Source organism: Exiguobacterium sp. UBA6282, assembly GCF_002440475.1.
Classification (GTDB): Bacteria; Bacillota; Bacilli; order Exiguobacteriales; family Exiguobacteriaceae; genus Exiguobacterium_A.
The window spans coordinates 1-16,591 of record NZ_DJUM01000033.1; the positions used below are offsets into that span (position 1 = coordinate 1).

Sequence of the window (16,591 nt, forward strand, 5' to 3'; positions counted from 1 at the left end):
AAACAGGCGGTCGTGATCGTCAACGCAAGAGAAGTCATCAAGAGATGAAGAGGTTCGACGAACGGAACGAGAGACGATCCTGTGATTGTATCGAAAGCTAAACCGAAGGACAAAAAAATGAGTAAATACAGAAGCGATTTTTGACGAAACATGCGGCATGTCTCCTTTTACTAAACGATACATTTAGTATAAAGCGTAGGTCTTCTTGTTTTACCTAACAAAAATGTAAGAAAGTGGCTGATTTCAAACAGCTGAATCTTTCTTGTATAACAATGTCAAACGCGTCATCAAAAAGTAAAGGAAAGCGGCGCTACTCGCGATTGCCTGAAAATAGATCGGTTGAAACAGACCTTTGAATACAAGTAACAGTACGCCACCGAGTAATAAAGCGATGCCTTGATTCAGGAGGAGGTGTGTTATCCAAGGTAGTGGACGTGAGCGAAATCGGAAGTAACGAATCGCGTCGGTCAGGATGCCACCGACCGTGATGACGATCACAAACGACAGCAAGGTTTCGAAGACACCTGGATAATACTCAGAGTCCGTATCGGGCATGAGACGTGGTGATGACGGAAGGTGTTGATAAAGCATCAGAAAAATCCAATTACTCATCAGAAGTCGAAATGACAGACGCATCATGGTACTCCTCCTTCCCGGTTTTCAAGACGATGANNCGGATCATGGTACTCCTCCTTTCCAGTCTTCATGAGGATGAATAGACGGGTGATCATTACATATAAACAGGTAGCGACTACGTTTCCGATGAAAAATAGCGCGGGAAGTGAACTGAACAAGATGAACGCACCGGCAAACACGAAGACCGTACCTTGATGAACGAGGAGATGCGTCATCCACGGTAGCGAACGTTTCGTGAAGCGGACAGCTAACAGAGCGTCAGCAATCACGGTACCGCTGAAGAATAATAGCATGACAGCATCCAACTGTTCATTGACAAGCTGCACCGCGTAAGACAAAAACGGAACCATCATCGTCATCGAGCCAAACAATTGGAGAAACAGAAAAAAGCTGAAGACGGTCCGACCGAGCCACCCGAACAGATAGGGGAGGAATGACGGATACTTTCGCGCCGACTCGGAGACGATGTAATAAATCAACGCTACACCAGAACAGAATAAGATGAGAACGAACGAAAACGAATTTGGTTGCATGAGCAGATAGAGGACGATGCTTGCGAATAACGCGACGATTTGATTGAGGATGACCCGTTGTGCAAATGAAATATCCGAACGAAATAACAGGCGCGGAAGCCCTTCTGTTAAGAGTGCACCGATCAGAATGGCGGGACCGGCAAACAATAGACCAATCATAAAGAAGTCAGTGAAGGAAGTGCCGTATATTGCTGGATCACCCATCTCAAACCCAGCAATGAGTGCATACAAGAAAGCGAACAATATCGCGGAAATGAAACTGTTCTTTACGATAGATAACATGAGATAAGCCCTTTCCGACTGACGTTCAAAATAGTTTATACCAATACAATGTCAGGTCAATATGTGGATTGGCGAATTGTTTTAAACTATCGACACCGCCGAGCACGAAACCTTCTCGTTCGTAAAAACGGCAAGCAATCAAGTTATCGTCCTGTGCTTCGAGTGAAAGACCACTCAACTCACGTTGCTGTGCCCATTTTGACGCAGCGACAAGCAATTGGTGTCCGACCCCTAGTTTACGAAACGCTTGTTTGACCGCGATGTTTTCGATGTAGGCGAAACGGTTCCAGTCACGAACAAGACGAATCTGTCCGACACAAGAAGTGCCGGAAAAGGCGAGGAGGACGATTTTATTCTCGTTTTCGATATACGTCGCCCAATCGAGTCGATCGTCAGGAAAACGGGTTTCAGTAGCGGTTTCATAGAGTTCTTCCGTATAAGACCATGCGGTACCAGAAAACTGCGGAACGATGCGTCCGATGATCGGGAATGAATCGTTGGCATGATTGACGAATGGAATGCTCTCGAACGATAGCGGTTGAATCGTCAGCTTTTCAGTCTCTTTCATTGTCATCCTCCTTCTTTCTATAGAGATCTACTTCACTCTATTCATCATCTCCTACAGACTGAGCATTGTCACGAGGAGAGATGCGAGAACAGGTCAATTTTCGAATGAACCAGGTTTTAATTTTTCTAAAAAAGGAATTGCTTCAACAGGAACGAATACATAGTCAGAAGACGTTGAAACAGTACAGAAAGACAGCAGTAGAGGACGTGACAACATGAACATGGATACGGTCAATCAGTATCTCGATGCCTATGGATACGGCGTTATTTTTATTTTTTTATTTTTTGGCATCGTCGGGATTCCAGCACCGGAAGAATCCTTACTCGTCCTGATTGGCATCTTAAGTGGTCAAAACGAAGAACGTTTAATCTATTCGATCTTGACTGCGTATGCTGGGACGTTCGTCGGTATGCTGACGGCATATGGAGCAGGTCGCTTCTTCGGACCGACCGTCCTACGATACGGTCGATTCCTCGGATTGACGAAGGAACGCTGGGAGCGGGTGTCAAACGGCTACATGGAACGAATCAATCGAACGATCATCGGCGGTCTTTACATTCCGGGTGTGCGGCAGATCAATCCGTATTTTGCGGGCATGAAGCGGATTTCGTTCGGTCGGTACTTCTTTGTGTCAGCAATCGGTTCCGCGCTGTGGGTCGTCCCCTTTGTCTTACTCGGTCACTTTGCAGGAAAGACATTTCATATCAAGCCGGAAGTCGTACCGTATTTCGGACTTGCCTTACTCGTATTGTTCCTGCTCGGAGTGCTCGTGAAATGGCTCAAGCGGAAGCGACTTGAGAAACGCGTCGTTTCAGGGAAAAACGAAGCGGGAAAAGAAGACTAAACGTTACTTCTTTTTGAAGGATCGTCGGAACAGTTTGAAGGAGTGGACAAACGATGCAAAAAATAGTGATCTTTCCTTTTTTAAGGATGCGATCCGGTCATCATCTGGTTGCCGAAGCGATCGCCGAACGACTGCAAGGTCCAGGGGTTGAAGTCAAGGAAGTAGAATTGCTCAGTACGATCAGTCCATTTGCGGAATGGGTGACATCTAAGTTTTACCTGAACTGGATCCGACACTTCTCAAACGGCTATAGCCGTTTTTATCATCAGCATATTGCCGGGCGTTCGAGCAATGCCCGGTCGACAGGGTGGACGTCGCATTATTTCCAACAACAGATGTTACGGATCATCCGGACGGAACAACCGGACGTCATCATCTGTACACATGCGTTTCCCTCCTATCTCTTGAATCAATTAAAAGAACGAAACCTTTGTGACGTACCGGTCATCAATGCCTATACCGATTTATTCGTCAGCCGCGTCTGGGGAAAGACGCATATCGAGTATCATCTGTTGCCGAATCGTGAGGCAAGGCAAGAATTGCACGAGCATCATGCTGTACCCATTGAGCGCTTGTTCGTGACGGGTATCCCCGTCCATCCAGCAATCGCTGGCGGTTCCATTTTTCGCTCGACGCAGTCACGCAAACAAATTCTTGTCGCAGGCGGAAACGGTGGACTAGGTCAACTCGAGACCTTACTGACGCAGATCGAACAGTGTCCAGAAGCAGATTTCCATGTCTTATGTGGGAAGAACCAAACATTGTATAAACGACTAGCTTCGCGACGTCATCCACATATCCATCCGCTCACCTATATCGATTCACGGGATGAGATGAATCAGCTGTATGAACGAATGGATGCGATTGTTACGAAACCGGGTGGCGTGACGGTCAGTGAAGCATTTGAAAAACGTGTACCGCTGTTCATTCAACACGTCCTACCGGGACAAGAAGAGATCAATCGTACGTATTTGATGGAGAAAGGACTTGCGTTCGCATTTCATCAAACGGATACACTCACGGACGTCATCCGTCGGACGCTTGAGAACCCAGACGTCATGCATGCTTGGCAACAAGCAGTCACGCAGTATCAAAATGATCGCGTCATGGCCGATCAGCGGTTCTTCGCGGAACGGATTGCGGGTTGCCTGCAAGACCGTCGCCGAAAAGTAAATGAATAAAAGGGAGTTAGTTTCTATGCGTTCACGTCTTATCACAGCAGGAATTCTCGCGACACTCGCCTATACGGTCGTCCCGTACGTGGCGTCACGCGTCTTTGGATGGCGCGTGACAAAATCACTGAACTCACGATACGTCGCTTTGACGTTCGATGATGGTCCAGATCCCGTCTATACGGCAGAACTGCTCGATCTCTTAAAACAAGAAGGCATTCAGGCGACGTTTTTTGTCGTTGGTCATAAAGCAGAAGTACATCCGGACCTCATTCGCCGGATACACGACGAAGGGCATCAACTCGGTATCCACAATTACGTCCATCGACCGAACTGGTCGATGCGACCGTCGACGGTCCGGGCAGGAATCGAGCGGACGGCTATGATCATTGAACGGATCACCGGTGAACGTCCGACGGTCTATCGTCCACCGTGGGGTGCACTCAATGCCGGAGATGTCCTCTGTCCAACCGCTTACAAGATGATTCTCTGGTCGAAGATGGCGGAAGACTGGAAGGTAGAAGGCGGGACAGTAAAAATCAAGAGGCTACTATCGAATGTGTCAGAAGGAGATATCATCTTGCTCCACGATAACGGGGATACGTTCGGCGCGGACCCACAAGCACCCGTGCAGACGATTGAAGCGCTTCGTGAACTCTTGCCGAACTGGAAAGCACGCGGCTTACAGTTTCGTCGCATTCACCAAACGTAAAAAAAGAGGAGCTATCCGGTGCCGGATAGCTCCTCTTTTGCATGGATTATGCTTCGCGTGACAAGTCCTCATCTTCTTGACTATGATGGAGAATCAAGCGCCGCACGACGAACGAACGTAAGAATAGGATGAAGGTGATGACCGGAAGTAGTAACCACCAAGATTGCGTCAAAAATAAGTCGTCGAACGTCGTGATCATGACGAAATGACGACCAATGTAAAGCCACATGAAAAAGGAACTGACGAATAGAATTGCTTCCGATGTCGTCATGAACTCAAACTCATTTTTCATTGAACTACTCCTTATGGATGGATTTGGTTTGTTTTACACTATCCACCATATCACAAGACCGATACCAATGCCCCAACAACCTAATACGAACGCTAGACCATAACGTCGGAGCAATGGAAAGGAACGAGTTCCTTGCTGTTCAAGTCGTCGTTGTGCTTGTGTCAAGATCTCTTTAGGAATCGAACGGATGATGAAGTAGATACCGAGTGGAACGAGTAAGAGATCGTCGAGAAGACCGATGACAGGCAGAAAATCTGGTATCAAGTCGATCGGACTGACAGTATAGGCGATTAAGGCGATGATTCCCCATTTGATATGACGAGGTAAACGAGGATGTTCGATTGCATAAGAGAGGACTGATAATTGTTGCTTCATCCGTCTAGCGATCTGTTTCATTCGCTCTAACATAGGCGAGTACTCCTTTCTTATGAGCGAACCGGTTCCCGTTCGTTTGTCGTGACGGCTGCCTCGTCATCCGCTTCATACAGAATGACACGATTTCGTCCTTGTTCCTTTGAGGCATATAATGCGTCGTCCGCAAGAATATTCATTCGTTGAATGGCGATATGTTTCCCGTGAGCGATCCCGACGGATGCCGTGATGGCAATCGACGGGGATCCGTCGAGCTGAAAGTGTGTGTTCGCGATCCGTTCTCGAATCCGGTTAGCGACTTTCGTGACTTTTGGAGGCGTGAGATCATAGATGAGGACCATGAATTCTTCGCCGCCAATTCGAGCAGTGATATCATGCGGACGTGTCTCTTCCTGCAAGATCCGTGCAAACTGTTGCAAGACGAGATCACCGTTCGCATGACCGTACGTATCGTTGACATGCTTGAAATGATCGATATCGAGCGCGAGCACATTGTAGACGCGTCCTTCTGCTTCAAGCAATGTCGTCCGTTCGTCCCAGACACGCCGATTGTACAGTCCTGTCAAGTGATCGAGTTCTGCTGATTGTTTATAACGCTGGACCTGTTCGTTGAGCAACTGAAAGTCGATCGTCAAGAGGCTCGATAACAGTCCAACCGCAAGTCCGATCGTCCACGTTGAAGCAAGTAAACGAAGAGCGGCGTCACTGAAGCCGAGATTGATCGAGACAGCGATCGAGATCATGAACAATGACCAGACGTTCATGATCAGGTTTTGCAAGAGCGGTCGATGGAGTAACCGCTTATGAATGAAGTACATCCCGGTGCTGATGCCGAGGACTGCAAGAAAGGCGACGATTGATTGTGGGGTCCAGCCGAAGTAAAATCGAGAACAACCGATGATCAGCGTCGCGATGATGAGAGGCGAGCGAACGCCATAAAAAGCGAGCAGGACGAGCGGTAAATGACGTAAGTCCATCCGTAACGATTCATTGACTGCAATTCCTTTAAACATCAATAGCACACCGAGTAGTCCGGTCGCAAGACCAACGATGAGGGACTTCATTCTGCTCGATGCGAGGCGTTGACTATAGATGATTTTAGCGATTAAATAAAAGCCGGTGAAGGCGATACAGGCATTCAATAACAACTCGGCAATGAACATGAGTTCCACATCCTTGAGTATGATACTTTCACGATAGCAGTTTGATAAGGGATGTCAACGAGAGAGACTCAAAATTTTAAAGATTCAGGAAAAGTCTTGCACGATTGAAAGTATTTGGTAAAATAAGAGAGCTTCAGGAAAAGGGAGGGATGAAGTGAAATTAAAACGTCTTATGATTGAGGCACGGAAACTTGACGGACGTCCGCACTATTCGTGGGATGGATATGTCCTAAAGCAGACAAAAGACTATCTACTCGTCGCGAATATTCCAGGGCGGACGCTTCATCATCATCGTCGCGCAACCGTTTATACATACGACAACTATAGTCTCGAATTCTATCCGTTTGAAGCTGATTTCACGGTTGGTCTCGATATAGAACGGACGGGAGAGATGAGCTATTACTGCAATATCTGTCTTCCGTCAGTCCTTCAAGATGAAACATTATCGTTCATCGATCTGGATCTTGATCTCGTCTATCGAAACGGAGTGTGGCAAGTCGTCGACGAGGACGAATTTATGGAGAACCAACGGCTCTATCACTATCCGGTCGAATTGATTGAACGAACCCGTGCGTCATTGCTGAACCTTCAAGAACGGATCGCGCAGCAACAGTTTCCGTTTGACGGCTATTTAAATGCTTTCATCCCGACCGTCATGAACATGAATGATGGAAAGGATACCCAATAAAAAAACCGCGATATTACGCATTTAGTCTGTTCCCTTTTGTCGCAAGACGTTTGAGTCAGTCTATACGTTGACTCTCTTGATCCTATCATTAAAGCTAGGGGTCCTCCTGTATCTCTCGTCTTAGTAGAGTAATCCGATGTAGTTCAATGAAACATCCTGTAGTGAGATTAACGTCGTCTACTTAATAATATGGAAGTCGCTGAACGTTCGTTTGTGATCCAAGCGTACTATAAACAACGAACAAACGGCTTGAGTCCGGTAAAGTACCGAATTCAAGCCGTTTTAAGGGACATTCGTTCATCTGTTAACGATTCATTCATGAAGTAATAATATGTTTCTTCATCATGTATTGCATGCAATTAAAAAAGGCACTGATGGCTAGTGGGATGATGACGATACTTATTCCTACAAGCACTAATCCAGGAGCATCATCTAACTGACCTATATAAAAGAATACGGGAAGAATAGAAATCGCTAAAACAGCAATCACGAGGAATGCCTTTTTAATGCTATTCGACGATGAAGAAATACGAATAGCCGCGTCCTGATTTTTTGTAAAAGCGCTCAAAATGCGGAAACCGTGAAAAATAGAAGCTAATAGCGGTATAAGAGCAATATAAGCAACGATCAATACGACATATCCTGGTTTTTCAAAAATGATTGAACTCTTGATTCCGTTTAGCAATGTAGGGATTGCGTAGCCCGCTAAACCCAGTAGACCAAGAGATAGTACAAATAGGCATGACTTTAGTAAAAAAACACTTAACTTTGGGGGATTCATGGTAGCAATCCTTCTTTCCATATGACTTTTCATTTAGTGATCCATGTAAAGTGTATGATGAGATACGAAATATTACGTTAGACTTTAGACTGATTTTGTAACGATTAATATAAAGCTAACCGCATTACCGCGTTCTTTAGATATCAATATGTTTAAGTGTCATTGTGATAAAAAATAAAAAATGTAAAAGAGAAGTAAAGGGAGGTATGATGAATGAAAACGATTCGTTGTCACCGTGCATTTGGAGTCTATGGCTTATTAATGAAAGAGGATGCCTTACTCGTCATCGATAAAAATGGTGGACCGTATATCAATCGCTATGATTTACCAGGAGGAAGCCTAGAAGAAGGGGAGACGCTCGCTACGGCGATGCGCCGTGAGTTTACGGAAGAGACAGGGCTTGAGGTAGCACTCGAACGACAGATCGGCGTCGCTGACTTCAAGCTCCCGTGGGACTGGCGGGAGTTCGATGAAGTCCATCATATCGCCGTCTTTTATCTCGTTCGACAGACCGGTGGAACGCTTGGCATTCCCGAGCAATTCGTCGGACAAGACTCACTCGGTGCGCGTTGGGTCAAGGGGAGTGAAGTTTCAATCGACAATGCGTCACCGCTCGTACTTGAAGCATTCCGCTGGATTGAGGAACAACAACTCGATCTTGAGGCACGACACTTTTCGAATTGGGATGTCTTAAAATGAATCGAAGCGCTCTTCGCATGCGGAGAGCGCTTTTTCATGTTCAATTGGCTAGCGCAGCGTCGAGTCGTCGTTTTTGATGCCGGTGATGCGCGAGATGGTACGAGACGAGGGCATACCACTCGGCAGCGTTCAACCAGCCCATCCCACCGTGTTGCGTCTTTTGATCAACGGGTGTCGCCTGAGCAATCGTTGCGAGCGTTACGTGACGATCAATCAGTTGCAACCAACGTGTCCGTATTTGTTCAACCTGATCCGTCTCATCCGGTGGGGCGTTCATCGCATCCGGTAACCGGATCGGTGTCGACGGAAATGCACCGACAGCAAATAACTGTTCGCCGAACGGTGACTTCCCGGACGTGGTCACGGATGCGAACTGGCACGACTCGACTTCATCCAAATACTCATGACTGACGACGATCAAATGATCATACATTTGACTAATCGACCACGTGTCATGGTCGAGATGATGAATCAACGCCTCCGGCTGATAGCGATCAAGTTCTTGTAGATAATAGGTGAATAGTTCGTTCATCCTGTCACTCCTTTCAAAAATATCTTCTTCACTCTTTTCGAACAATCCACGACTTCTTCCTGTCATATTTCCTAGAAAGGAGGAATCACCATGCAAGCTCCATATCTTCCGGTTCCCCATACGCTCTTACGGAGCGGGACGGCATTCGCGTCCGTCCATGAAAAAATGATCTACCTGATCCTTGAAAGCTTCAGTGGTCAAGATGGTCAAGCGTTTCCGTCCTATCAGACGATTGCCGATGCTGTTCCGTGCAGTAAATCGACAGTCAAGTCGTGTATCCAGTCCTTGATCGCAAGTGGTCGGATCGAGAAAGTCGAACGGTTCACGAAACACGGAGGACAGACCTCGAATGCTTATCGTGTCCTGCCCCATGTCGATACGCCATCCCCGGCGAGTCATGAGACGACTGCCCCCGAGACTTCTGCTGACTCCGAAGAAGAAGTCTTGAAGAAGACATCTTTAAAAAAGGAACTGGTGCAGCAGTATGAGTCGAATCTCGGAAAGGTGTCACCACGAATCGAACAAGAGTTGCTGTTGCTTGCGAACGAACATCCAATCGAGCGAATCCAGTACGCAATTGAAGAAGCGGGGCGGGCGAACAGTCGTCATTTCGGTTACATTGAACAGGTCGTTAAGCGCCTTGCAACCGGATCCGCGTCAGAACGTCCGAAACAAGTAACCAAACGTTCGAGAAGGAACAATTCATTATTTCAATTACCGAATTGGGTAGAACGTGAAAAAGAAGCACAACGCGCTTACGAGGCAAAACAACAGGAACGACAAGTCATTCCTGACGATGACGAGATTGCTGCTTTATTACATACATTGACTAGGGAGGGAGCCTGATGCAACTAGAAGAATTACTGCGACGCGCGAATCAAAAACTAACCGTTCCCGGCATGCATCCGTCGGTCGTCCGGATTGCCCGTGACGTGATTCAAGAGCTTTATCCGCATGGAATCAAACTCGGTATAGCCCAAAGTTTTCGGAGCATTGCGGAACAGAACGCGTTATACGCAAAAGGACGGACGACCCAAGGACCGATCGTGACGCAAGCCCGTGGTGGACAATCAAACCATAATTTTGGTGTTGCAATTGACGTCTTCCTTTATGAAGATGGTGCATTATTTCTTTCTCCACCGGACGCGCGACTTCGTCGAATCGTTGCGGCAATGAAACGGCGCGGAATGGACTGGGGAGGCGATTGGTCCCGTTTTCCCGATTATCCACATTTTGAATTGTACGATCATGTCAGTCTTGCGCGGCATCACGTGCCAAAACCAGGACACTATCTACGCGAACGAATTCAAGCACCGGAACTCGTCCGAGCGATTGAGAAGCGATTGGGACTGATGGTGACAGGAATCTTTGATATACGTTTGACGCGAGCCATCCAAGCGTTCCAGCAGACATCTCGACTTGTGGTTGACGGGATTGTTGGACCGCAAACATGGCGTCGTCTCTTTCCGGTGTCGCCATGATTCGTTTTCAAGCATGGCTCCGCCTCATGATACCGCTCTATGTCTTTCTAGAGTTATTCTTACCGACGCTCGGATTTACCGCTTTACCGGTGTCATCGAATGACGTCGAACGATTCGTGACCGGTCTGGTTGGGGTAATCGGTTTGTTCGTCGCTTGGTGGAAGAATAACGACGTGACCGAGCGGGCATTAAGACGACGTCAGTCGCAAGAACAGCTGGAAAACACATCCTTAACCGATTGAACGGTCGGGAAGCGTTTGGATTGTGTCAGCAACGGGCATTATTTCATACAAATGACTAATTGTTTGACTTCAAGATACTGATAAAAGAAATTGACTTTAGTCAAGTAGATAGAGAAAGAAAGGTCGGTCTTCTTGTGAAATGGTCAACGTTGCAACGGTATTTGTTTTTGGCACTCTGTGCGCTTTTATTTACAAGTGTTTGGAGCTATCAAGCTTTCCTAAAAATCGAACGAGAAAACGCCCGTATCTTAAAAGAAGCTATTCCGATCTCGACGGAAGCAGCAGAACTGTTTCCAGCGTTGTTGAATCTAGAACTCAGTGTCCGGAGTTACATCCTTTCACCGAACAAAACGGATCTAGCACAGTATGAACGGACGATTAATCAGCTGGATCAAACGATCACGCGGCTGAACCGGCTAGATGCGAACCATCCCATCATGCGAAAACTCGTTCGGACGGAGGCAATTCCCCGTATCGAGACGGCGACGCAGTTTTACGACACGCAATTTGAACTCGTCAAGGACGGTGACAGAGCTTCAGCAGAGGCAAGACGATATCAAGGAATGCAGTTCATCGAAACGTTCCGACCGATTGATGCCCGTTTGCGAACAGACGTCAACCGAATCATTGCGGAAGCAACACAACGCTCCGAGCAAGCATCGAGTGCTGCGAAATGGGTTATCGTTGTCGTCGCGAGCATCGCTGTTCTTGTTTTGATTGCCTTCATCCAGACGTTTCGAATGGAACGTAGCAAACAAGTCTTGATTCATCGTTCCTTGCATGATGCATTGACTGGCATCCCGAATCGGCGAGCGTTCGATGAACGATTGGAGAAGCTTCTCGAAGAAGCCAAACAAGAGCAGACACCTCTCTCCTTAATACTGATTGATGTCGATGCCTTCAAGTCCTACAATGACACGTATGGTCACTTAAAAGGGGATGAATGTTTGAAGGAAGTGGCTCGCGTCTTAAAACGGCAGGCTCGGCATGGACAAGTCGCACGATACGGAGGAGAGGAGTTCACGGTTTTACTGACGCGTGGCATAGAAGAAACCCGTCATATCGCAGAACGGATTCGACAGGACATTCTTGATTTGAACATCACACACGAGCAGTACGAACCCCTTTGCCGGGTCAGCGTCAGTCTTGGCTTGACGTCACTTGTACCCGAAGAACAGACGACAGAGAAGGAAATCATCGACCAAGCCGATCAAGCACTGTATCGAGCGAAAGAGAACGGACGGAATCAGATTGGGGACTTGGCAGGGTGAATACGATAAAATCCCCCGCGTGAGTGTTTGCTTCTCACACGGGGGATTTTTCATTTCATTGTAAGATGACGCAATACGATCGATCGGAAATGAGAGGCGCCGATATGACATAAACCGTCCTGACAGGTTCACCACCGACACGCGCATTAAGTTGTGTGAGCTGGGAACGAATCTTACGGCTTAAGCCATATCGTAATTCAGTACTGAGCTCATCAACATCTTCCTGTACGTGCAAGAGAAGTTGGAACGGTTCAAGCGAAAAGATTGAAAAATCACAGGAAATCCGTGGATCCTCGAATTTTTCATTCAATTCCTTCTTAATGTAATAGGCTTCTTGTGCACTAATCAACTTTTCTCACCTCACTCTCCTGATAAATCAGCTCTTTCTCTACTATAGTCTATATTACCCATTTTTCTGGCAAATAATCGTCTGATTTTGAAAAAAAGTCAATCCGAATTTTGAAATCATCCAAAATCTATTTTCAAGAAATCCTCTTAAACTCCGCAAAAAAAAACGCCAAGCTTCAATGAGCAGGGCGGAAGGAGAGAAAAATTCAAGATATCGAAGACTGGACATGGCATTTCTTTAAATATTGTTCCATAGCTTGGACGAAGAAGGTCAGTTGATGAGTGGAGATGACGGGTACCTTTCCGTACCGCACTTCAAAATAAAGCGGATCAACAGGTGACGGAAAAGCGATTCGCTCGAACCATTCCGTCACGGTCTCATGTGTCCTGCGCTGTAACGAAAGCGGAAGTTGCTCATTAAAACGAACGAGTTGTTTTCGAATCGAGTCAGCAGGTAGGTCTTTTGTCTCATAAATGAAAATCGGGAAGCGTGGTGAAAGTACATGACCCGATGCATCAAGTCGCGGACGACGCAACCACTGGAGATAGTGCCATAAAAACCAGCTACAAAACAGGAGAACGAGACATAAGATGAGAAGATAAGGAGGTGTCGTCACCGAAGAGTCAAAACCGGTCCGGAACCAAGGAGTAGGTGGATCGGCTTCACTAATCGTGACAGTACTTCCGTCTCCGCCGTATGAGGTTCCTTCCTCGACTGCACTAAACATCGATGCTTTCGGACCACAGCGATCAATGCAGTATGTATTTGTTGCTGGATCGATTCGTCCAAGCAGTGATGTATAGAATGACGGGACGAATTGTTGGATGGCAAGCAGTAGAAGACAGACGATTGGAATAAGAAGCAACAGGCGAGTGCGGAGCGTTTGCACGATAGGGACACCTCCTTTGACGAGTACGTTTAACAGACGTTCGCTACACAGTATAGCAAAAGTGGAGATGGAATATTTTGATTTTTTCAAAAAATAGTCATTGATTTAGAAAGGAATGAATAGTATGGATTTACGATCGAGTTACCAAAAAGCGACAAAACGATTGGATGGACACGGAAGTCGAACCATCGGAGTATTACAAGAAGCGTTGCAAACCGTTTCTGCCGATCAACCAAGCGATATGTATGGAAACGGCGAATTGATTAAAACGTTCGAACGTAAGATAGCAGACTTACTCGGGCACGACGATGCGATCTTTTTTCCGAGCGGTACGATGGCGCAACAAATTGCGTTACGGATCTGGTCTGATGAACAGAATAATCGTAAGGTTGCCTACCATCCCCTTTGTCACCTCGAGATTCATGAGCAGGATGGGTTGAAGGAATTACACGGGATTAAACCAGTACTAGTCGGAGAAGTCGATCGCTTAATGACGATAGACGACGTCAAAGCCTTGCCGGACGTCAGCTGCCTGTTACTCGAACTGCCACAACGCGAACTCGGCGGACTGCTTCCGTCGCGTGAGGAACTTGAAATCATTTGTGCATATGCACGGGAACAAGGAATTCGTCTGCACTTGGATGGGGCACGCCTACTTGAAATCTTACCGTACTATGAGGCATCGGCAAAAGAAATCGCAGAGTTATTTGACAGTGTCTATATCTCTTTTTATAAAGGTCTTGGCGGCGTCGCAGGAGCGATCTTAGCCGGACCGGAAGCATTTTGTCGCGAGGCTCGCATCTGGAAACGTCGCTATGGCGGTGATTTGATTAGTCTCTATCCGTATATTCTATCCGCGGATCATTATTATGAACAACGAAAAGACCGGATGGCGGAGTACCATATAGCCGCAAAAGCACTAGCGAGCAGCTTGAATGCGATACCAGGCATCTCGACTCGTCCACTTGAGCCGGTCTCAAACATGTTTCATCTTTACTTTGAGGCAGATAAAGCAGTCGTCGAGGAAAAATTGATTGAAATCCAGTTGCACGGAAAAGTTGGTATCGCCGGCTATCTTGTCGAGAAAGAAAAAGGCTGCGCAACGGAAATCAATATCGGCGATAGTTTTCTTGCATTGACGACTGACGAACGCGAAAGCGTCTTTCGTCAATTGACGGAGGCGTTCTCAGAGGATTGAATGACATCAGGAGCGGGAATCGTAGGATGGAGGCGACGATAGGTGTCGACTTTTTCTGCGATCATTCGCTCCGTTTCTTGTAATGCTGCCAGTTGAGCTAAGACGTTTGCATGGTGTGCTTCAAGCAACGCAAGGCGTTCGCGAGTCGTATCCTGCTCGCCGTGAGCAAGAAAAAGTGACACATACGTACGGATTTGCTCGATCGGCATATGCGTTTCACGTAAGCGGAGGACAAATCGAAGCCACGTCACGTCTTGGTCGTCATAACGTCGTTGACCATTCTGGCGCTTCGGAAAGAGTAATCCTTCTTTCTCATAATAGCGAATCGTATGGGCACTCGTCATCGTCAGTCGACTGATTTCAGAAATCGTATACATGAATCTCACCTTTCTGCTTGACTTAGAGTTCACTCTAAGGATTAGACTCTGACTATACCAAATCGAAAAGGGGATATGCTAGATGAAGTACACGGTCATTACAGGAGCAAGTTCAGGAATCGGGTATGAGACGGCAAAACTACTCGCAGGAAAAGGAAAGTCACTCGTCCTCGTCGCGCGCCGGACGTCAGAGCTCGAAAAACTTCGGGATGAAGTCAAACAGATTTCACCAGACAGTGATGTCATCCTCAAGTCGATCGACCTTTCTGATAACCAAAACGTTCATGATCTTTATGAAGGCTTAAAAGAACTTGAAATTGAAACATGGATCAATAATGCTGGGTTTGGTGATTTTGATCTCGTCCAGGACATCGATCTCGGGAAAATCGAAAAGATGCTCCGCTTGAACATCGAGGCACTGACGATTTTGTCGAGCCTGTTCGTCCGCGACCATCATGATGTCGAAGGAACGACGCTCGTCAATATCTCGTCAGCAGGCGGCTACCGGATCGTACCGAATGCCGTCACGTACTGCGCGACGAAGTTCTATGTCAGTGCCTATACGGAAGGACTCGCGCAAGAACTGCAAAAAGGCGGCGCAAAACTCCGGGCGAAAGTGCTCGCACCAGCTGCGACTGAGACAGAGTTCGCCGATCGTTCGCGTGGCGAAGTAGGGTTCGACTACAGCAAGAACGTTAAGAAATATCATACGGCAGCAGAAATGGCAGGCTTCCTGCATCAGTTAATCGAAAGTGATGCAATCGTCGGGATTGTCGACGGTGAGACGTATGAATTCGAATTGCGTGGCCCATTGTTCAATTACGCAGGATAAAAACTAAGTAAGGTCCCTTTTTCAATTGAGAAAGGGACCTTCTTTATGTAAGCATAATTTATACGAATTTCATGAATGAATCAAAAAAGACATCAATTACTTATTTTTTTAAGAGTTTCTTTGCTAACTTCCATACGACATAGACGACTGCGCCGATAATCAAAAGATTTATTAGAGCGCCGAAAATCATGAATTGTCCCACGATGTGACCACCTTTACATACGTTTTTTGAGGCGTAAGCATTCTAGTTACGTTTTCGTTTTGAGAACCTCAAGCTGATAAAGAATAACGCCATTAGAACTATTGCAATGTTCACGGCTAATGTTAATCGCTCATTATCAATCACTTGACCATTTAAGAAGTTCAAAGTAAGAACAATCAAAATAAATAACAATAAAAAGTATTTTATGGATTTTTTTATCATAAATGACTTCCTTTTTTTGTGTTCTTCTATTAGTTTATACATATCGACATTTTAAAAACAAGGAGAATGTCTAATACGAAGAATGACACAGAAACGATACTCAGGAGTGATGAAATGAAGCGAACCTTTATATCGATTACGTTATTGATGATTCTAGGAGTCGGCATCATCGGTGCTTCAGCCTATAAGTCGTTGTACTATGATGAAAAACAAGAGGTCACTCAGTCAATCAATCACTATCTGACGCGACAGAA

The 16,591-nt window shown here is 46.4% G+C and carries 21 protein-coding genes; 11 read left to right on the forward strand and 10 right to left on the reverse strand.

Features of this window, described 5'->3' with window-relative positions:
* Window positions 1-243 precede the first annotated feature (243 nt).
* On the reverse strand, window positions 244-639 hold the full coding sequence (locus tag B2751_RS09840) for a hypothetical protein (RefSeq protein ID WP_290774536.1): 396 nt from the start codon (window positions 637-639) through the stop codon (window positions 244-246).
* Between the two features lie 837 nt (window positions 640-1,476).
* Complete coding sequence (locus B2751_RS09845) at window positions 1,477-2,019, reverse strand: GNAT family N-acetyltransferase (RefSeq protein WP_290774538.1); 543 nt, start codon at window positions 2,017-2,019, stop codon at window positions 1,477-1,479.
* 214 nt (window positions 2,020-2,233) lie between these two features.
* Here B2751_RS09845 and B2751_RS09850 point away from each other — a divergent pair, with 214 nt between their 5' ends.
* Genes B2751_RS09850 through B2751_RS09860 form a run of 3 tightly spaced genes read left to right on the forward strand, consistent with a single transcriptional unit; the run spans window position 2,234 to window position 4,747 of the window.
* Complete coding sequence (locus B2751_RS09850; RefSeq protein WP_035408181.1) at window positions 2,234-2,863, forward strand: DedA family protein; 630 nt, start codon at window positions 2,234-2,236, stop codon at window positions 2,861-2,863.
* 53 nt (window positions 2,864-2,916) lie between these two features.
* Entirely contained in the window at window positions 2,917-4,044 is a 1,128-nt protein-coding gene (locus B2751_RS09855; RefSeq protein WP_290774540.1) for an MGDG synthase family glycosyltransferase, read from the forward strand.
* A 16-nt stretch (window positions 4,045-4,060) separates the two neighbouring features.
* A complete protein-coding gene (locus B2751_RS09860) occupies window positions 4,061-4,747 on the forward strand; it encodes a polysaccharide deacetylase family protein (RefSeq protein WP_290774542.1) in 687 nt (228 codons plus the stop codon).
* Window positions 4,748-4,793: 46 nt separating this feature from the next.
* On the opposite strand, the gene B2751_RS09865 is transcribed toward B2751_RS09860, so the two are convergent.
* Genes B2751_RS09865 through B2751_RS09875 form a run of 3 tightly spaced genes read right to left on the reverse strand, consistent with a single transcriptional unit; the run spans window position 4,794 to window position 6,574 of the window.
* Window positions 4,794-5,039 (reverse strand): hypothetical protein, encoded by a 246-nt coding sequence (locus tag B2751_RS09865; RefSeq protein WP_290722212.1) that lies wholly within the window; start codon window positions 5,037-5,039, stop codon window positions 4,794-4,796.
* A 33-nt stretch (window positions 5,040-5,072) separates the two neighbouring features.
* Entirely contained in the window at window positions 5,073-5,447 is a 375-nt protein-coding gene (locus tag B2751_RS09870) for a YkvA family protein (RefSeq protein WP_396210749.1), read from the reverse strand.
* Window positions 5,448-5,464: 17 nt separating this feature from the next.
* The gene (locus tag B2751_RS09875) at window positions 5,465-6,574 is read right to left on the reverse strand and encodes a GGDEF domain-containing protein (RefSeq protein WP_056061157.1); all 1,110 of its coding nucleotides are present in this window, start codon (window positions 6,572-6,574) and stop codon (window positions 5,465-5,467) included.
* A gap of 154 nt (window positions 6,575-6,728) precedes the next feature.
* Between B2751_RS09875 and B2751_RS09880 the strand changes: the two genes are divergently transcribed.
* Window positions 6,729-7,262 (forward strand): DUF402 domain-containing protein, encoded by a 534-nt coding sequence (locus B2751_RS09880; RefSeq protein WP_290774544.1) that lies wholly within the window; start codon window positions 6,729-6,731, stop codon window positions 7,260-7,262.
* Window positions 7,263-7,578: 316 nt separating this feature from the next.
* On the opposite strand, the gene B2751_RS09885 is transcribed toward B2751_RS09880, so the two are convergent.
* Window positions 7,579-8,043 (reverse strand): hypothetical protein, encoded by a 465-nt coding sequence (locus B2751_RS09885; RefSeq protein WP_290774546.1) that lies wholly within the window; start codon window positions 8,041-8,043, stop codon window positions 7,579-7,581.
* 213 nt (window positions 8,044-8,256) lie between these two features.
* On the opposite strand from B2751_RS09885, the gene B2751_RS09890 reads away from it, so the two are divergent.
* Window positions 8,257-8,742 (forward strand): NUDIX hydrolase, encoded by a 486-nt coding sequence (locus tag B2751_RS09890; protein ID WP_290774548.1) that lies wholly within the window; start codon window positions 8,257-8,259, stop codon window positions 8,740-8,742.
* A gap of 40 nt (window positions 8,743-8,782) precedes the next feature.
* Here the strand turns inward: B2751_RS09890 and B2751_RS09895 are convergent, their stop codons facing one another.
* Window positions 8,783-9,274, reverse strand: coding sequence for a DinB family protein (locus tag B2751_RS09895; RefSeq protein WP_290774550.1), 492 nt, complete (start codon window positions 9,272-9,274; stop codon window positions 8,783-8,785).
* A 90-nt stretch (window positions 9,275-9,364) separates the two neighbouring features.
* Between B2751_RS09895 and B2751_RS09900 the strand changes: the two genes are divergently transcribed.
* The 4 genes from B2751_RS09900 to B2751_RS09915 all read left to right on the forward strand — a co-directional run bounded on the left by B2751_RS09900 (window position 9,365) and on the right by B2751_RS09915 (window position 12,268).
* Entirely contained in the window at window positions 9,365-10,120 is a 756-nt protein-coding gene (locus tag B2751_RS09900; protein ID WP_290774552.1) for a helix-turn-helix domain-containing protein, read from the forward strand.
* Window positions 10,120-10,755: a M15 family metallopeptidase gene (locus B2751_RS09905; protein WP_290750126.1), complete on the forward strand. Its 636-nt coding sequence runs from the start codon at window positions 10,120-10,122 to the stop codon at window positions 10,753-10,755. The genes B2751_RS09900 and B2751_RS09905 overlap by 1 nt, the downstream gene beginning before the upstream one ends.
* Window positions 10,725-10,997: a phage holin gene (locus B2751_RS09910; protein WP_290757826.1), complete on the forward strand. Its 273-nt coding sequence runs from the start codon at window positions 10,725-10,727 to the stop codon at window positions 10,995-10,997. Before B2751_RS09905 ends, B2751_RS09910 begins: the two co-directional genes overlap by 31 nt.
* Before the next feature lie 134 nt (window positions 10,998-11,131).
* Complete coding sequence (locus B2751_RS09915) at window positions 11,132-12,268, forward strand: GGDEF domain-containing protein (protein ID WP_290774554.1); 1,137 nt, start codon at window positions 11,132-11,134, stop codon at window positions 12,266-12,268.
* Window positions 12,269-12,323: 55 nt separating this feature from the next.
* Here B2751_RS09915 and B2751_RS09920 read toward each other — a convergent pair whose 3' ends face one another.
* Window positions 12,324-12,617 (reverse strand): hypothetical protein, encoded by a 294-nt coding sequence (locus tag B2751_RS09920; protein WP_035408158.1) that lies wholly within the window; start codon window positions 12,615-12,617, stop codon window positions 12,324-12,326.
* Between the two features lie 205 nt (window positions 12,618-12,822).
* On the reverse strand, window positions 12,823-13,506 hold the full coding sequence (locus tag B2751_RS09925; protein WP_290774556.1) for a hypothetical protein: 684 nt from the start codon (window positions 13,504-13,506) through the stop codon (window positions 12,823-12,825).
* A 124-nt stretch (window positions 13,507-13,630) separates the two neighbouring features.
* On the opposite strand from B2751_RS09925, the gene B2751_RS09930 reads away from it, so the two are divergent.
* Window positions 13,631-14,704 (forward strand): threonine aldolase family protein, encoded by a 1,074-nt coding sequence (locus tag B2751_RS09930; RefSeq protein WP_290774557.1) that lies wholly within the window; start codon window positions 13,631-13,633, stop codon window positions 14,702-14,704.
* Here B2751_RS09930 and B2751_RS09935 read toward each other — a convergent pair.
* Window positions 14,674-15,081, reverse strand: coding sequence for a MerR family transcriptional regulator (locus B2751_RS09935; RefSeq protein WP_214853527.1), 408 nt, complete (start codon window positions 15,079-15,081; stop codon window positions 14,674-14,676). The two genes, B2751_RS09930 and B2751_RS09935, sit on opposite strands and share 31 nt — an antisense overlap.
* Before the next feature lie 82 nt (window positions 15,082-15,163).
* On the opposite strand from B2751_RS09935, the gene B2751_RS09940 reads away from it, so the two are divergent.
* Window positions 15,164-15,913, forward strand: coding sequence for an SDR family NAD(P)-dependent oxidoreductase (locus tag B2751_RS09940; protein WP_035408149.1), 750 nt, complete (start codon window positions 15,164-15,166; stop codon window positions 15,911-15,913).
* Window positions 15,914-16,591: the final 678 nt, after the last annotated feature.